General features: G+C 66.8%; 15 protein-coding genes. 11 read left to right on the top strand and 4 right to left on the bottom strand.

From position 1 onward, the window contains the following. Nucleotides 1–97 precede the first annotated feature (97 nt). Together pstB and AC6EKW_RS08350 are read left to right on the top strand one after the other, a co-directional pair. Nucleotides 98–889: a phosphate ABC transporter ATP-binding protein PstB gene (pstB, locus tag AC6EKW_RS08355; RefSeq protein ID WP_420542075.1), complete on the top strand. Its 792-nt coding sequence runs from the start codon at nt 98–100 to the stop codon at nt 887–889. Nucleotides 890–893: 4 nt separating this feature from the next. After that, nucleotides 894–1,580 (top strand): phosphate signaling complex PhoU family protein, encoded by a 687-nt coding sequence (locus AC6EKW_RS08350; protein ID WP_273888630.1) that lies wholly within the window; start codon nt 894–896, stop codon nt 1,578–1,580. Here the strand turns inward: AC6EKW_RS08350 and AC6EKW_RS08345 are convergent. The 4 genes from AC6EKW_RS08345 to AC6EKW_RS08330 are packed head-to-tail and all read right to left on the bottom strand — an operon-like array spanning nt 1,577 to nt 5,245. Continuing rightward, complete coding sequence (locus AC6EKW_RS08345; protein ID WP_498514144.1) at nt 1,577–2,494, bottom strand: AEC family transporter; 918 nt, start codon at nt 2,492–2,494, stop codon at nt 1,577–1,579. The genes AC6EKW_RS08350 and AC6EKW_RS08345 overlap by 4 nt on opposite strands. Before the next feature lie 45 nt (nt 2,495–2,539). Continuing rightward, a complete protein-coding gene (locus AC6EKW_RS08340; protein WP_273888632.1) occupies nt 2,540–3,163 on the bottom strand; it encodes a glutathione S-transferase family protein in 624 nt (207 codons plus the stop codon). Continuing rightward, nucleotides 3,163–4,305: a CaiB/BaiF CoA transferase family protein gene (locus tag AC6EKW_RS08335; RefSeq protein ID WP_498514143.1), complete on the bottom strand. Its 1,143-nt coding sequence runs from the start codon at nt 4,303–4,305 to the stop codon at nt 3,163–3,165. The genes AC6EKW_RS08340 and AC6EKW_RS08335 overlap by 1 nt, the downstream gene beginning before the upstream one ends. Continuing rightward, nucleotides 4,298–5,245, bottom strand: a complete 948-nt coding sequence (locus AC6EKW_RS08330) for an enoyl-CoA hydratase/isomerase family protein (protein WP_273888635.1) — start codon at nt 5,243–5,245, stop codon at nt 4,298–4,300. The genes AC6EKW_RS08335 and AC6EKW_RS08330 overlap by 8 nt, the downstream gene beginning before the upstream one ends. Nucleotides 5,246–5,374: 129 nt before the next feature. Between AC6EKW_RS08330 and AC6EKW_RS08325 the strand changes: the two genes are divergently transcribed. The 9 genes from AC6EKW_RS08325 to gatB all read left to right on the top strand — a co-directional run bounded on the left by AC6EKW_RS08325 (nt 5,375) and on the right by gatB (nt 16,143). Next, nucleotides 5,375–6,115: a GntR family transcriptional regulator gene (locus AC6EKW_RS08325; protein WP_273888636.1), complete on the top strand. Its 741-nt coding sequence runs from the start codon at nt 5,375–5,377 to the stop codon at nt 6,113–6,115. Nucleotides 6,116–6,458: 343 nt separating this feature from the next. Beyond that, nucleotides 6,459–7,811, top strand: a complete 1,353-nt coding sequence (locus tag AC6EKW_RS08320) for an MFS transporter (protein WP_273888637.1) — start codon at nt 6,459–6,461, stop codon at nt 7,809–7,811. Nucleotides 7,812–7,944: 133 nt separating this feature from the next. Further along, nucleotides 7,945–8,403 carry an RrF2 family transcriptional regulator gene (locus AC6EKW_RS08315; RefSeq protein WP_273888638.1) on the top strand — a complete coding sequence of 153 codons (459 nt, stop codon included), beginning with the start codon at nt 7,945–7,947 and terminating at the stop codon, nt 8,401–8,403. Nucleotides 8,404–8,421: 18 nt separating this feature from the next. Further along, nucleotides 8,422–9,108, top strand: coding sequence for a class I SAM-dependent methyltransferase (locus AC6EKW_RS08310; protein ID WP_273888639.1), 687 nt, complete (start codon nt 8,422–8,424; stop codon nt 9,106–9,108). A gap of 14 nt (nt 9,109–9,122) precedes the next feature. Continuing rightward, on the top strand, nt 9,123–11,231 hold the full coding sequence (pcrA, locus tag AC6EKW_RS08305; protein ID WP_420542074.1) for a DNA helicase PcrA: 2,109 nt from the start codon (nt 9,123–9,125) through the stop codon (nt 11,229–11,231). A 16-nt stretch (nt 11,232–11,247) separates the two neighbouring features. Further along, nucleotides 11,248–12,870, top strand: a complete 1,623-nt coding sequence (locus AC6EKW_RS08300) for a putative manganese-dependent inorganic diphosphatase (protein WP_273888642.1) — start codon at nt 11,248–11,250, stop codon at nt 12,868–12,870. 22 nt (nt 12,871–12,892) lie between these two features. After that, nucleotides 12,893–13,174, top strand: a complete 282-nt coding sequence (gatC, locus tag AC6EKW_RS08295; RefSeq protein WP_273888643.1) for an Asp-tRNA(Asn)/Glu-tRNA(Gln) amidotransferase subunit GatC — start codon at nt 12,893–12,895, stop codon at nt 13,172–13,174. Nucleotides 13,175–13,184: 10 nt separating this feature from the next. Further along, the gene (gatA, locus tag AC6EKW_RS08290) at nt 13,185–14,624 is read left to right on the top strand and encodes an Asp-tRNA(Asn)/Glu-tRNA(Gln) amidotransferase subunit GatA (protein ID WP_420542076.1); all 1,440 of its coding nucleotides are present in this window, start codon (nt 13,185–13,187) and stop codon (nt 14,622–14,624) included. A 61-nt stretch (nt 14,625–14,685) separates the two neighbouring features. Then, entirely contained in the window at nt 14,686–16,143 is a 1,458-nt protein-coding gene (gene gatB / locus AC6EKW_RS08285) for an Asp-tRNA(Asn)/Glu-tRNA(Gln) amidotransferase subunit GatB (protein WP_273888645.1), read from the top strand. The last annotated feature ends 3 nt before the right edge of the window (nt 16,144–16,146 follow it).

Genomic DNA, 16,146 nt, shown 5'->3' with positions numbered 1-16,146 from the left:
TCAGCAAGGAGAGAGACGGGAGGCAGAACGGTTGGAGAGCAGAAGAGTTTTCGGGAGCGAGCCCAGGACTGCCGGGCGTCCCGATGGCGGGGACGTGATGAGAGGCTCTGAGATTGCGCCCGTGATGGAGGTGCACGACCTCTCGATGTACTACGGACCTTTCCAGGCGCTCGCGAACGTGAACATGAAGGTGGCGCGCCACCGCATCACGGCCCTCATCGGCCCCTCCGGGTGCGGCAAGAGCACCTTCCTGCGCGGCCTCAACAGGATGCACGAGATAGTGCCGGGGGCCCGGGTCGAGGGACGGGTCCTCCTGGATGGGGAGGACATCTACGCCGAAGGGGTCGACCCCGTGCGCGTCCGGCGCAGGGTGGGGATGGTCTTCCAGAAGCCCAACCCCTTCCCCACGATGTCCATCTACGAGAACGTGATCGCCGGCCTCAAGCTCGGCGGCCGGCGCAAGAAGGCCGATCTGGACGAGGTCGTGGAGCGTACGCTGCGGCAGGCGGCCCTGTGGGACGAGGTGAAGGACAAGCTCAAGGACAGCGGCACCTCGCTCTCGGGTGGCCAGCAGCAGAGGCTGTGCATCGCCCGCGCGCTCGCCGTTGAGCCGGAGGTCATCCTCATGGACGAGCCGGCGAGCGCCCTGGACCCGGTCTCCACCCAGAAGATAGAGGACGCGATGCAGCAGCTCAAGAAGGACTACACGGTGGTGATCGTAACCCACAACATGCAGCAGGCCGCACGCGCCTCGGACTACACGGGCTTCTTCTTCATCGAGAGGATGGGGGCTCCGGGGCAGCTCTGGGAGTTCGGTGAGACCGAGAAGATCTTCTCCAACCCCGAGCGGCAGGAGACCGAGGACTACGTAACCGGGAGATTCGGATAACGCCATGCCCAGAGAGGTCTTCCAGCGAGAGCTGAACCGGATGTTCGAGGAGGTCATGGAGCTCGGCGACGGCGTCAGCGAGGCGCTGGAGCTGATGACCTCCTCGATGAGGGAGCGCGACGCGGATCTGGCGCGCCGGGTGGTCGGGTCCGACGCCCGCTTCAAGAGCCGGGGTGCCGAGATAGACGTCGAATGCATGATGTTGCAGGCACGCCAGGCCCCGGTGGCCCGCGACCTGCGGTTCCTGCACACCCTGCAGGGGGTGACCAACCACGTGGTGCGTTCCGGAACCCTCTGCGAGCACATCTGCGCGGCGCTCGTGGAGACCGAGGGGCACGAGCGCGACGATGAGCTGGACGCCACCCTGATCGAGATGGCGGGGCTCGCACGAGATCTGTTCAGGGATGGTATCTCTGTCTTCCGGGAGCAGGACATCGAACGTGCCCGTGGCCTGCAGGCTATCGACGACCGGGTCGACCTCCTCTACTCGGAGGCACTGGGGCTCATCGCCAACCCTTCCTCGGGTCCCTCCGGCACCCCCGAGTGGCGGATGCGGGCCGCGCTGATGACCCACTATCTGGAGCGCATCGCCGACCACGGTGTGGATATCGGGACGGAGGCCATCTTCCTCGCCACCGGAGAGCGGATAGAGGACGCCATGGACCGCTACCTCCACCGCAACGACGGCTAGCCGACGCCGAGGAAGGCGAGCAGGGCGGTCAGCGTCACGAAGCTCGCGACCGTCGAGACTACGACGGCGCTGCTCACGAGCTTGGGACGTACCCCGAACTCTATCGAGATGATCGTCATGTTCACCGCGGTCGGCATGCTCGCGAGTATGACCGCGAGACGTGTGGTGAGGGGGGGCATGGCCAGCAGATGTGCCAGCAGCAGGGCGAGCGGCACGGAGAGCACGAGCCGCATGAACGTCGCGAGGGCGACCTGTGCCCCGCCCGTGATGGCCCGTGTCTCGGCGAGCTGCATCCCGAGGATGACGAGCAAAAGCGGTATCGTGGCTTCTGCGAGCAGGTTCACCCCGCGCATGAGGTCGGCCCCCGCCCCGGCGGTGGGCACCCCCACCTCCCTGAGCGCGAGCCCTCCGGAGACCGCGTAGATCTGGGGTATCCGGATCAGCCTCCTGAACCCCTCGCGCCAGCCTCCTCCTCCGGACCCCGCGATGTACACCGCGAGCGTCTGCGCCAGCACCGACTGGGCGACGAAGAAGACCACGGCCTGCTCGAAGCCGCGCTCCCCGAAGGCGAACCGGGCGAGCGGCAGACCGTAATTGCCCGTGTTCATGAACATCGTGCAGAGCATGAGCGCTGCGGTCGTGTTCCTCTCCTGGCCCGTGAGCCTCCCGCCGAGCCAGCTCGCCGCGCCGAGCACGGCCACCAGAAGCACCATGAAGGTCACGATCTTGAACGCCTGCGAGGAACCGGTGCGCATCTTCGCCAGCGAGGAGAAGATGAGCGCCGGGCTGAGGAGGTAGATGCTGACGCGGTTGACCGACTGGAGCTCCAGGCGCACCAGCTTGCGCAGGACGTACCCGGCTCCCACCACCACCAGGATGGGGAGCAGAACCTGCATGAAGACGTCCACTACCATGTCCTGCCTACATGGTAGTGTCTCGCTTCTTCTTTGTCTTTCGCTTCAGGTGATCGGGACGTCCGAGACCACCTTGCGGAATGCCCCCCGGTCGAGCAGCCGCCCGTACCACTCCTCCACCCCGGGAACCTCCGGGCGCTCGATGGGGAGGTTGAACCACCGGTGCGCGCTCACACCGAGCGGGATGTCCGCCGCCGTGAACGAATCTCCACAGACGTACTCCCTCTCCCGGAGATGCTCGTCCAGCAGGCGCCAGTCCTCTGCGACCTGCCGGGCGGATTCCTCGATCAGGGCCTCGTCCCGCTCAGCTTCGGGGGTACGCACGAGCCCGAGGAAGACGGGCCTGAGGTGTGCCCACACGGTGGTCTGCTGCCAGTCCATCCAGCGGTCGGCGTCGGCGGCCTCCTGCGGGTCCCAGGGCCAGAGGATGCCGGAGCCGTAGCGACGGGCGAGGTAGCGTACGATCGCGTTCGACTCCCAGAGGGTGAAGCCGTCCTCCTCGATCGCGGGGACGAGGCCGGTCGGGTTGATCCGGCGGTACTCGGGGGTGTCGGTCCGGCCGAAGGGCCCTCCCGCGTCCACCCGCTCGTACTCGAGGGAGAGTTCCTCGCAGCACCACAGGACCTTCTGCACGTTGATCGAGTTGTTCCTGCCCCACACCCGGAGCATCAGTCCTCCTCCTCGTCTAGCAATGCGTTGTCCTCCCCGAGAAGCGGCGGGGGAGAGGGGGCCCTCCTGCCGGACCGCCCGTAGGAGACGGGGGTGCCGGGGAGCCTTATCTTGCCGAGTTTCGGATGTTCCACGGTGTCTACCAGACCCAGGTGCTCTACCTGCGGTGAGGCGTAGACCTCGTCGAGCGTCCTGATGCGCCCGGCCGGGATGCCCGCCTCGTCCAGCCTCTCCATCCACTCCTCGACGCCCGCCGAGGCGAAGGCGGGGGCCATCTCCTTCTCCAGCTCTTCCACCCTCCTCACCCGGTCCTCGTTCCTGGCGAAGCGCTCGTCCTCCGGGTCGAGCCCGACGAGGGGGGCGAAGCGTCGCCACAGCCCTTCTGAGCCCACGGCGACGTTGATGAGACCGTCCGCGCACTCGTACGTGCCGTAGGGGGCTATCGTGGGGTGGCGGTTGCCCTCGGGACCGGGGACCTCCCCGGCGATGAGCCAGCGCGTCCCCTGGAAGGCGTGGACCGCGATGATGCCCGCCAAAAGCGAGGTCTCGACCCGCTGCCCCCTGCCGCTCCTCTCGCGCTCGAGGAGCGCCGAGACGACCCCGTAGGCCCCGAACATCCCGGCGAGGATGTCCGCGATGGGCGTGCCGACCTTCGTCGGTGGTCCGCCGACGGGACCGGTGAAGCTCATGAGCCCGCCCTCTCCCTGCACGATCTGGTCGAAGCCGGGCCGGTGCCCCTCAGGACCTCCCTCCCCGAAGCCGGTGATCGAGAGCACCACGAGACGGGGGTTGAGCTTCTCGAGCTCTCCCTGCGAGAGCCCGAGCTTCTGCATGACCCCGGGCCGGAAGTTCTCGACGAGCACGTCCGCGCCCCGGATGAGCTTCTTGAGCCTCTCGAGGTCCCCGGGATCCTTGAGGTCCAGCTCCACCGAGCGCTTGTTGCGGTTGACCGAGAGGAAGTAGGTCGACTCCCCCTCGACGAACGGTGGTCCCCACCCGCGGGTGTCGTCTCCGACCCCCGGGCGCTCGACCTTTATGACCTCGGCCCCGGCGTCGGCGAGCATCAGGGTGGCGTAGGGCCCGGCGAGCGCCCGGGTGAGGTCTACGACCTTTATCCCGGCGAGCGGGCCCTCCTCAGCCAAAGCGGGGCGCCCTCTTCTCGAGGAAGGCCTTCACGCCCTCCGGGAAGTCCTCCGGGTCGACGTAGCCGTAAGCGGCGGGCTCCCTGCCGGACGCCGACCCTGCACGGGCCTTGACCGCCAGGAGCGAGGCCGGAGACTGCGCACGGATGGTCCGGGCCAGCTCGAACGCCTCGTGCAACGCGGACTCCTCTTCCGGCACCACCCGGTTGACGAGCCCCCACTCGAGGGCCTCCCGCGCGTCGAGCATCCGCCCGGTGTAGACGAGCTCCTTGGTCCGCGAGGGTCCGATGAGCGAGGTGAGTCGCTCTACGAAGGCCCGGCTCAGCGTTATCCCGAGGCGTGCTACCGGCATCCCTAGCCTCGCCCCCTCCTGCGCGATCCGCAGGTCACACGCCAGAGCGACCTCGAGTCCGGTGCCGAGCGCGTACCCCTTCAGGCTGGCTATCGTCGGGAAGGGACACTCCTCGATGGAGGATACGCACTCTTCCATTTTGTGGAAAATTTTTTCCGCCTCGGAGAGCTCGACGGAACCCATCTCCCTGAGGTCGGCCCCGGCCGAGAAGTCCTCGCCCGCACCCCGGATCACGAGCACCCTCACCGAACCGTCGGTCGATACCCGCCGTACCTTCTCGAGCAGAGAGTCCCACATCTCCTGGCTTATCGCGTTGCGCTTCTCCGGACGGCGCAGCGTGATCGCCGCCACCCCACCTCCGATGTGCAGCCCGACCGAGCCCGGTCGTTCCTTCCCGCTCTCCTCTCGCTGGTCCTTGCCTCCACGGATCACCGAAACCAGCGCCCGCGCTCCCCGCGGTACATACCCCACGACGCCAGCGCTCCGACGTAACGCCCCAGACTTGCCCCTCCTGCGTATCCTCCTCCCCGGAGAACCTCGCAACCGCAGCTCTTCCTCCCTGTCCCTCGTCCCTTCAGGTGCCTTCACCGCTTCTCCCATCACGGACTCCTTGTGTGTCGATTGTCGACAACATATAATAATTATTGCACGTCGGCTTGCCAGCATCAAGGGCTCTGGCTTTGCCGGGGATGAGAGATGGCGTAGTATGGTGTTACATTGAGGAAGAGGACGGGTCGATTCGAGTCGAGGGGCATCTTTGGGTCGGGGGGTGGCTTCGGCGCCTCGCTACCGGAGCAGGTTGCGGATGCGGTCTCCGATTGGATCGTGGAAGGGGAGCTCGAGCCGGGCAGCCGGCTGCCGGAGACGATGCTTGCCGAACGGTTTGGGACGAGTAGGGCGCCGGTGCGCGAGGCGATCTACCTGCTCGAGCAGGCGGGGCTCGTCGAGCGGGTGCCGAGGAAGGGGACGATCGTCCGGGACCACGACGAAGAGGAGGTTCGGGAGATCTACCGGGTACGTTTCGCGCTCGAGGAGTTTGCGCTGGAGAGGATCTGCGGTTCCGAACCGGGGCGGAGGGGTGCGGTCGAGGTGCTCTCCGGGATCCTCGAGCGGATGCGCGGGGCGCAGGACGATCCCCGCCGCTATCACGACCTAAACTTCGCCTTCCACAAGGCCCTCATACAGGCCTCCGGCAGCGAGCTTCTCGATCGACTCTACCGGCAGATAGAGGGGCCGCTGCGCGTGTTTCTGCGCCTCTCCTTCCTCGATCCCGAGGTCGTGGCAGCCTCCCTGCGCGATCACGCCGAGCTCGTCGGGGCGATCGAAGCGTCCGACGTCGAGCGCGCCTCCGCCATACTGCGCGAGCACGATGCCCGGGGTATGGAGCGTGCCATCGCGCACCTCTCCTCACGCGAACCCCGCGGTCGGGATGGGGTGCACACCGAAAAGAGGTATTGACTCGCGGGTGCCTCCAGTGTAAGAATGCAACAGGGTTTGTCGACAATCGGCAGCTTTCGGTGGGGTGGTGAGGGAGAAGCTTAATCCGTCGTAGGGCGAGAGTCGTTTTGGGGGAGGTTTTTCAGATCTTGGGCGGCGAAGAGATGCATGCTCTGGTTCTCACGGATCTCGTGGAAGTCGCCTCGGGTGGGGTTCGTCGCGCGAATGAGTCCGGGATCGAGGGTAAGGTGGTGTTCCCGAGGAAAGGTGACGCAGGTCCAGGGGGGTGGAGGCGGAGAAGCTCTCTCTAGGCTTTCGGTCTTCGGTGTAGAGGTGAGGTAGAGACGGGAAAGGAGGAGACGTTATGGATGCGCAGAGTGTGGACGACGCAAGACCCCAGGTACAGGTAAGAAGGGCGGCGCTCGCGAGCGTCATCGGGACTACGATCGAGTGGTACGACTTCTTCCTGTACGGGACCACGGCGGCGCTTGTCTTCGGGCATGCCTTCTTCCCGGAGCGCAACCCGACGGTAGGAACCCTGGCGGCCTTTGCGACCTTCTTCGTCGGGTTCATAGCCCGTCCGATAGGGGCGGCCATCTTCGGGCACTTCGGGGACCGCATCGGGCGCAAGGCGACGCTCATAGCGACGCTGCTCGTCATGGGGATCGCGACGTTCTTGATCGGGCTCACGCCCACCTACGGAACGATCGGGGTCTGGGGTGCGGTGATCTTGACGATCCTGCGGGTCTTCCAGGGCATCGGCGTGGGAGGCGAGTGGGGGGGATCGGTCCTGCTCGCGATGGAGTGGGGCTCGCGCAGGCGGCGCGGTCTGATGGGTAGCTGGGCGCAGATGGGCGTTCCGGTCGGGCTCTTCCTCTCCACGGTCGTCTTCAGCATCACGCTGGCCCTCACCGGGGACAATTTCCAGAGCTGGGGCTGGCGCATACCGTTTTTGCTCTCCGTCGTGCTCATCGGAGTCGGGCTCTTCGTTCGGCTCAAGATCGTCGAGACGCCCGCCTTCTCCCGGGTGCTCGAGAGCAGGCAGACGGCGCGGATGCCGGTTGCGGAGGTCCTCAAGAGCAACTGGCGGGAGGTCATCCTCTCAGCCCTGATCCGGATGGCCGAGCAAGCGCCGTTCTACATCTTCACCTCGTTCGTGCTCGCCTACGGTACGCAGCACCTGAAGCTGGACGAACAGTTCCTGACCAACTCGGTCACGTTCGCCGCGCTCGTCTCCTGTTTCACGGTGCCGCTCTACGGCTGGCTCTCGGACAAGATCGGGCGCAAGAGGATGTACATGATCGGGGCTTTCGGTATCCTGATCTACTCGTTCATCTACATCGCGCTGCTCAATACCGCCGTGCCCGCCCTGGTGGGGTTGGCGATAGTGATCTCGATCCAGCCTCACGACATGCTCTACGGTCCGCAGGCCGCCTTCATCGCGGAGAGCTTCTCGACCCGGCTGCGCTACAGCGGCGCTTCGCTGGGCTATCAGCTCGCCTCGATAATCGCCGGGGGTCCGGCTCCTCTCATCGCCGGAGCACTTTTGGCGGCGACCGGGAGCGGCTACGCCATAGCGGCCTACATAGCCTTCACGGCGGTCGTGACGATCGTCGCTACCTCCATGATGAAGGACCGTACCGGAGTGGATATCGAGGTCGAACAGACCGCCGCTCCGCGCGCGGGCGGCGAGGAAGGAGCCCCGAGCCGGGCTTGAGCACGACGCTCCCTTGGGGGCCGCGCGCCAGAATAGGCGCGCGGCCCCGGATTTTCCCACCTCCTCCGGTGTCGTCTGCGTACATCTGATATCATTTGCGAAACAGAACATTTTTCGAGCAGGTGATGGTCCCTTGAGCAGCATCAGGCTCACCAAGAAGAGTAAATATGCAGTCCGGGCGCTCGTCGAGCTTGCCATGAACGGGCCCGGTAGGCCCCAGGGCGTCTCCGAAGTGGCCCGCGCCCAGCACATCCCGGAGCGCTTCCTGGAGCAGATCTTCGGGGAACTCCGGCGCGCGAACGTCCTCGAGAGCCACCGGGGTGCCCATGGCGGTTTCTGCTTCGCCGTCCCACCCGAGGAGATAACCGTCCTGGACATCGTGGAGATCCTCGACGGCGAGGTCAGGCCCGCCCGCTGCTCGGCCGGGGGCTCCTGCTACATAAAGGACGCCCCGCTGTGCGCCACCAGCCGGGTGTGGGACGAGGCGCGCGTCGCGCTCGAAGGGGTATTCGGTAAGTACACCATCGCGCAGCTCGCTGAGGCGGAGCGTGATATCCGGGCCGGCAACCAGCCGGCCTCCGTGGGCGTCTAGGAGGGCTGGCCACCGGGCTTGGAGGAGCTACTCTCTTACCTCGGGGGCAGAACCGGGATAGAGGAGACCGTCGTCGAGACCGGGAGCGGGTTGTATCGTGTGTTGCGTCCTGCCTCGGCGGAGGCACTGCTCGATGATGCCGAGTTCGACCAGGACGAGAGGATCCCCTATTGGGCCGAGCTGTGGCCGAGTGCGATCGCGCTGGCCGGGTGCCTCGGCAGGATGCAGCTCGCTGGCAGGAGGCTCGTCGAGCTCGGGTGCGGTGTCGGGCTTGCGACGGTCGCCGCGCTCGCGGGCGGGGCGGATGTGCTCGCCACCGACTACTACGAGGCCGCCCTTGCCTTCACCCGGGAGAACGCGCTGAGGAACACCGGGAGCTCCCCGCGGACCATGCTGCTCGACTGGAGGCGGCCCCCGCGGGATCTGCCGCGCTTCGAGCTGGTCGTCGCAGCCGACGTTCTCTACGAGCGCGAGAACGCCCGGCTTTTGGCCGGGCTCGTCCCCCGGCTCGTCGCGTCCGGTGGAGAAGCCATCGTCTCCGACCCCGGGCGCAAGAACTCGGCGTACTTCCTGGAGGAGATGGAGCGGGCGGGGTTCGAGCGCGAGACGCATCCACTGGAAGCCGAAGGAGCCGAGATCCTGCTGCACCACTTCCGGCGGCCCCCTAAGCCCGTGCCCCCGCGAGGAGCCGGATATCCATCCTGATATACTTCACGGCGGTGCTTTTGGACTCGCTAAACCCGACGCAGCGCGAAGCAGCGACGCACACGGAGGGACCGCTTCTGATCCTGGCCGGGGCCGGGAGCGGGAAGACCCGGGTGCTCACCCACCGCATAGCCTACATACTCGAGCGCGGGCTGGCCGGTCCTGAGGAGATCCTGGCCATAACCTTCACCAACAAGGCCGCCAGGGAGATGAAGGAGAGGGTCGCTCTCCTCGTCGGGCCGGAATCACGCAGGATGTGGGTCTCGACGTTCCACGCCTTCTGCGCCAGGATCCTGCGGGCCCACGCCGAGAAGCTCGGGTACAAGCGCGAGTTCACCATCTACGACCAGGCGGACAGCGTGAGGCTCGTGAAGCGGTGCATCGTCGAGCTAGGCAAGGACCCCAAGCGGTTCAACCCGCGTGCGTTCGCCGCCCAGATCTCCGCGGCCAAGAACCAGCTCGTGAGCCCCGACGACTTCCTCAAGAGCGCCGAGGGGTACATCGCCGAGAACGTCGCCGAGGTCTACGACCTCTATCAGAACCGGCTCTACGAGAACGACGCGATGGACTTCGACGACCTCATCATGCAGACGGTGGCGCTCATGGAACTCTTCCCGGACGTCCGGGAGCGCTACCAGAGCCGCTTCAGGTACATAAGCGTCGACGAGTACCAAGACACGAACCACGCCCAGTACCGGCTGGTGAACCTCCTCGCCGCCGGGCACCGCAACCTGTGCGTCGTGGGGGACGACGACCAGTCGGTCTACTCCTGGCGCGGGGCGGACATCCGCAACATCCTGGACTTCGAGCGCGACTACCCGGACGCGCGGGTGATAAAGCTCGAGCAGAACTACCGCTCGACGCAGACGATCCTCGACGCGGCTAACGCGGTCATCGCCAACAACGCCTCGCGCAAGCCCAAGCGGCTGTGGACCGACGGTGAAGCCGGGGAGAGGATAAGGGTCTTCGCCGCACCCGACGAACACGCCGAGGCCCGCTTCGTCGCCTCGGAGGTGGACCGGATGCTCGCCTCCGGTATCCCCCCATCGGAGGTGGCCGTCTTCTACCGCACCAACGCCCAGAGTCGGGCGCTCGAGGACGTGCTGGTGCGCGAGGGGATCCCCTACCAGATCGTGGGCGGGGTGCGCTTCTACGAGCGGGCTGAGGTGAAGGATGCGATGGCCTACCTCGCGGTCATCGCCAACCCGGACGACTCGGTCTCGCTCGAGAGGATCATAAACACCCCCAAGAGGGGTATCGGGCAGACCTCGGTGGCGAAGTTGCAGGAGCACGCCGCGCGGGAGGGGATCACGCTCTACGAGTCCCTCGGTGAGGCAGAACGGGCCGGGCTCTCCGGCAAGGCTCAGAAGAGCTGCACGGAGCTTCGGGCCCTCTTCGAGGGCTGGCGGACGGCCGCCCGGGAACTCTCCCCCTCTCAGATCGTGGAGGCCGTCCTGGAGGAGTCCGGCTACCGCGGGGAGCTCGAGGCCGAAGGCACCGTCGAGGCCGAGTCCCGGCTGGAGAACCTGGAGGAGCTGGTCGGTGCCGCGCGCGCCTACGAGGCTGCAGAGCCGGAGGCCACCCTGGAGGGCTTTCTGCAGGAGCAGGCGCTTTACTCGGAGGTCGACGAGGTCGGGTCTGAAGGACGCGTCACGCTGATGACGCTGCACAACGCCAAAGGGCTCGAGTTCGATCACGTGTTCATCGTCGGGATGGAGGAGGATACCTTCCCGCACGCCCGCTCGATGGACGAGCAGAACCTCGAGGAGGAGAGGAGGCTCTGCTACGTCGGGATCACTCGGGCGAAGCGGACGCTCACGCTCTCCTACGCCAGGTCGCGCACGAGCTGGGGGGAGAGGGAGTACAGGATGCCCTCGCGCTTCATCTCGGAGATCCCGGAAGAGTTCAGGGCCGGAGGAACCCCTGGTTTCGTGGCCCGCCGCGGGAGGAGCGAGCCCGAGCCGGCAGTCGTCACCCCCGGCTACCGGGCCGGGGAGAAGGTCCGGCACGCGAAGTTCGGGCTCGGCGAGGTCGTCGAGGCCCGAGGGGGCAGGGTGGTCGTCAGGTTCGGGACCGAGGAGCGGACCTTCGTCCCGGAGATCGCACCGCTGAGCAAGGCATGAGGAGGAGAGGGGCAAGATGGCATACGTCTACGTGACGGGACACCGCAACCCGGACACCGACACGATAGCCTCCGCCATAGGTTACGCGGAGTACAAGAACCTCGTGGATCCCGACAACACCTACGCCGCGGCCAGGCTGGGGGAGCCCAACGCGCAGACCCGCTGGGCGCTTGAGAAGAGCGGGGCGGAGCCGCCGAAGCTCCTCAAACACATCATGCTCCGGGTCAAGGACGTGATGAAGACCGACATCGTGGTCGCCAGCCGAGACGATCCTTTACGCAACGTCGGGCTCGCGATGGCGAAAAACGACGTCAGTCAGATCCCGATAGTAGACGAGAAGGGAACGCTGATCGGGATCGTGACCGAACGTAACCTTGCGAGGATGTACATAAGGGAGTCGCGGGAGGCCTCCACCTTCGCCGGCACCCCCGTCTCGGTCGGCTCGATGGTCGAGGTCCTGGAAGGAGAACTGCTCGCCGGGGAGGACAAGGAGACCTCGGGCAAACTGTGGGTCATCTCGATGAGCGTCGATTCCATGGGGGCCTCGATGGAGCCCGGGGACATCGTCGTCGTCGGCGACCGCAGGAAGGCGCAGGAGAAGGCTATAGAGCTCGGGGCCGGGGTCATGGTCGTCTCGAACGGCCGCCGGCCCGACGACGAGGTTCTCCGGCTCGCCGAGGAGAAGGGGGTCACGGTCATCCTCTCCCCGCTCGACTCCTACGTCACGAGCCGCATGATCCAGCTCTCCGTCCCCTGCTGGGAGGTGATGAACCCCGACCCGCTCACGGTCTCGCCGGACGACCTCCTCTCCGACATCACCCAGCAGGTGATGGAGGTCCACTACCGGGCGGCCGTCGCGGTGGACGAGGAGAGGAGGCCGCTCGGGATCGTCACCCGCACCGATCTCTTGAACCCCGAGCCCCGCAGGGTGCTGCTCGTGGACCACGCCGAGGTCGGCCAGAGCGTACCCGGCGTCGAGAACGCGCAGATCGTCGAGATCCTCGACCACCACCACATCGGAGACATCGAGACGAACACCCCGATCGCGGCGACCTTCGACCCGGTGGGATCGACGGCTACCCTGGTCGTCGAGCGCTACAGAAGGAGCGGGCTCGAGCCGGAGAGGCCCACGGCGATGATGCTCCTCGCCGCGGTTCTCTCGGATACGGTCATCCTCAACTCTCCGACGACGACCGACCGCGACAGGGAGGTCGTGAAGTACCTGGAGGAGCTGCTCGGCCTCGACGCAGAGAAGTTCGGGATGGAGATGTTCGAGTCTTCTTCGGACGTCTCTGGCCTCTCGGCGAAGCAGATCGTCGAGCGCGACGCCAAGGAGTACACGCTCAAAAACGGAGAGAAGATGAGCATCTCCCAGATAGAGACCGTCGGTCCGGGGCTGCTCTCGCGCAAGGACGAACTCGTGGCCGAGCTCGAGAAGAAGCGGGAAGACAACGGCTACCTGCTCTCGGCGCTCATGGTCACCGACATAACCCGGGGCGGGACGGAACTTCTGTGCGTCGGGGAGCGTTCGATCGTCGAGCGGGCCTTCGACCGGAAGGCCGAGGACGGCGTGATCGACCTGCCGGGCGTGATGAGCCGCAAGAAGCAGGTCGCCCCGAAGCTGCTGGCGGCTTTCTAGAACGAGCCAACGGAGGTTTTGCATGATATCCGAGGAAGAGGTGCGCCACGTCGCGGAGCTGGCGCGGCTCGAGCTGACCGACGAGGAGCTGGAGAGGATCGGCGGCCAGCTCGGTGCGATCCTGCAGAGCATAGAGAAGATCGGAGAGCTCGACCTCTCGGGGGTTCCTCCCACGGCGAACCCGCTCAACCTGACCAACGTGCTCAGGCCCGACGAGCCGCAGGAGGAGCTCTCCGTGGAGCAGGCGCTCGCCAACGCGCCGGAGGCCGAGGGCAACCTCTTCGTCGTCCCGAGGATAGACTGAGGTGGGGGGGCTGCTCGAGCTCTCGGCCTTCGAGCTGGCCGGGAAGATAGCGTCGGGAGAAGTCTCGGCCCGGGAGGCGGCCGAGGCCGCCAGCGAGCGCGTCGAGGCCGCAGAACCCGAGGTGCACGCCATGATCACGCCGACGCCGGAGCTCGCTCTGGAGCGGGCGGGGCGGGTGGACGAGAGGAGGGCGCGGGGCGAGGAGCTCGCGCCCTGGGAGGGCGTTCCGATCGCGGTGAAGGACGTGCTCTCCACCCGCGGGGTGCGCACGACCTGCGGCTCGCGGATCCTGGAGAACTTCGAGCCGGTCTACGAAGCGACGGCGCTCGCACGCCTGGGGGAGCCGGTAGTGGTTGGCAAGGCGAACATGGACGAGTTCGCGATGGGCTCCTCGACCGAGAACTCGGCCTTCGGCCCGACCCGCAACCCGTGGGATCTCTCGCGGGTCCCGGGGGGGTCCTCGGGCGGCTCGGCCGCGGCGGTCGCCGCCGGCGAGGGCTGGTGGGCCCTGGGGACCGACACCGGGGGTTCGGTGCGCCAGCCCGCCGCCCTCTGCGGGATCGTCGGGCTCAAGCCGACCTACGGGCGCGTCTCGCGCTACGGGCTCATCGCCTTCGCCTCCTCGCTGGATCAGATCGGACCGATGACCCGCGACGTGCGCGACGCTGCGCTGCTCCTCTCGGCGATCGCCGGCCACGACCCGCGCGACTCGACGAGCGCGAGCGCGGAGGTTCCCGACTACCTGGCGGAGCTCGATCGCGGGGTGGAGGGCCTTCGGGTCGGTATCATCAGCGAGATGATGGGGGAGGGGATAGAGCCCGGGGTGCGCGAGGTCGTCGAGCGGGCGGCGAGGAGCCTCGAGGAGGCGGGGGCCGAGGTCGGCGAGGCGCACCTGCCGCACCAGGAGTACGCGCTCGCGGCCTACTACATCATCGCCCCGGCGGAGGTCTCCTCGAACCTGGCCCGCTTCGACGGGGTGCGCTACGGGATGCGGGTCGAGGCCGAGGGTGTGCACGAGATGTTCCGCAGGACCCGCGGGCGGGGCTTCGGGGACGAGGCCAAGCGGCGCATCATGCTCGGCACCTACGCGCTCTCCTCCGGCTACTACGAGGCGTACTACGCCCAGGCGCAGAAGGTGAGGACCAGGATCATCGAGGACTTCCGGGCGGCCTTCTCCCGCTTCGACGTCCTGCTCTCCCCGACCTCGCCGACGGTCGCCTTCGGGCTCGGCGAGAAGGTGGAGGACCCGCTCGCGATGTACGCGCAGGACATCTGCTCGATCCCGGCGAATCTGGCCGGCATCCCCGCCATCAGCGTCCCGGGGGGGCTCTCGGAGGGGCTCCCGGTCGGGGTGCAGCTCATGGGGAACCACTTCGCCGAGGCGACGCTGCTGCGGGCCGCACGCACCGTCGAGGAGGCGTCTGGTTTCCGGTTCGAGATGAGGCCGTAGGACCGGTGCTAGAATGGCCCGAAGTGAGGTTGCTGGCAGGAAAGTTCGAGGTTCTGGTGCTTTGGAGGTAAAGGAGAGAGAGGCTTACCAGGCGGTCATCGGGCTCGAGTTCCACGCCCACATCGCCACCCGCACGAAGATGTTCTGCGGTTGTCGGGTCTCCTACGGAGATCCGCCGAACACCCACACCTGCCCGGTGTGTCTGGGACACCCGGGGGCCCTTCCGGTGGCGAACGAGCGGGCGGTCGAACTCGGGGTGATGGCGGGGCTCGCGATGGGGTGCGAGGTGGCCCCGCGGGCCGTCTTCGCCCGCAAGAACTACTTCTACCCGGACCTTCCCAAAGGGTACCAGATCTCTCAGTACGAGGAGCCGATCTGCACCGGCGGGCACATAGACGTGCCGACCTCCTCGGGCACCGTGCGGGTGCGCATCCGCCGGCTGCACCTCGAGGAGGACACCGCCAAGAACGTCCACGTCGGCACCAGCGGGCGGATGCACGGCTCCACAGCCTCGCTCATAGACTTCAACCGCAGCGGCACCCCGCTGATGGAGATCGTCACCGAGCCCGACATCCCCTCGGCCGAGGCCGCGCGCGAGACCGCGCTGCGCCTGAGGGACATCCTGCGGGCCGTCGGCGCCTCCGAGGCGGACATGGAGAAGGGGCAGCTCCGCTGCGAGGCGAACGTCTCGATCCGCAACCCCGACGGTTCTCTCGGTACGCGCACCGAGCTGAAGAACATAAACTCGTTCCGCTTCATGGAGCGGGCGATAGAGCGCGAGCTCCGGCGCCAGCGCGAGATCGTCGCCTCCGGCGGGACGGTACGCCAGACCACCATCCACTACGACCCTGAAGACGACGAGGTCTACGAGACCCGCAGCAAGGAGTACGCCGAGGACTACCGCTACTTCCCCGAGCCGGACCTGCTCCCGCTGCAGTTGAGCGAGGAATGGGTCGAGGGGCTGCGCGCCCGGCTGCCCGAGCTGCCAGAGGCGATGCGCGCCCGGTTCATCGAGCAGTACGGGCTCTCCGAAGAGGCCGCGGGCGTGCTCACCGCCGAGAGGGAGCTCGCCGCCTACTACGAGGAGGTCGCATCGCAGGTCGACCCGAGGCAGGCGGCCAACTGGATCTCGGGTGACCTGAGGGCGCTGCTGAACGAATCGGGACTTTCGATCTCGGAGTGCAAAATCCTCCCCGGGCACATGGCCGAGCTGATCGGGCTCGTCCAGAGCGGTGATCTCTCGCGCTCGGCGGCCAAGGAGGTGCTCGAAAGGAGCTTCGAGACCGGCGAGCGACCACAGGAGATAGTCGAGCGCGAGGGGCTCGGAACCGTCGGCGGCGACGAGCTCTCCGGGATCGTCGAGCGGGTCATCTCCTCGAACCCCGAGGAGGCGCGGAGGGTGCGCGAGGGGGACAGGAAGGTCGTGGGGTTCCTGATCGGACAGGTCATGCGCGAGACCCGCGGCAACGCCGACGGTGGGAAGGTGCGCGAGATCCTGATGGAGAAGCTCGGATCCTGAGCC

The organism is Rubrobacter sp. M3-4, from assembly GCF_059772285.1.
Note: the sequence above shows the minus strand (reverse complement) of the source record. Positions and strands in the feature narration are given on the sequence as shown.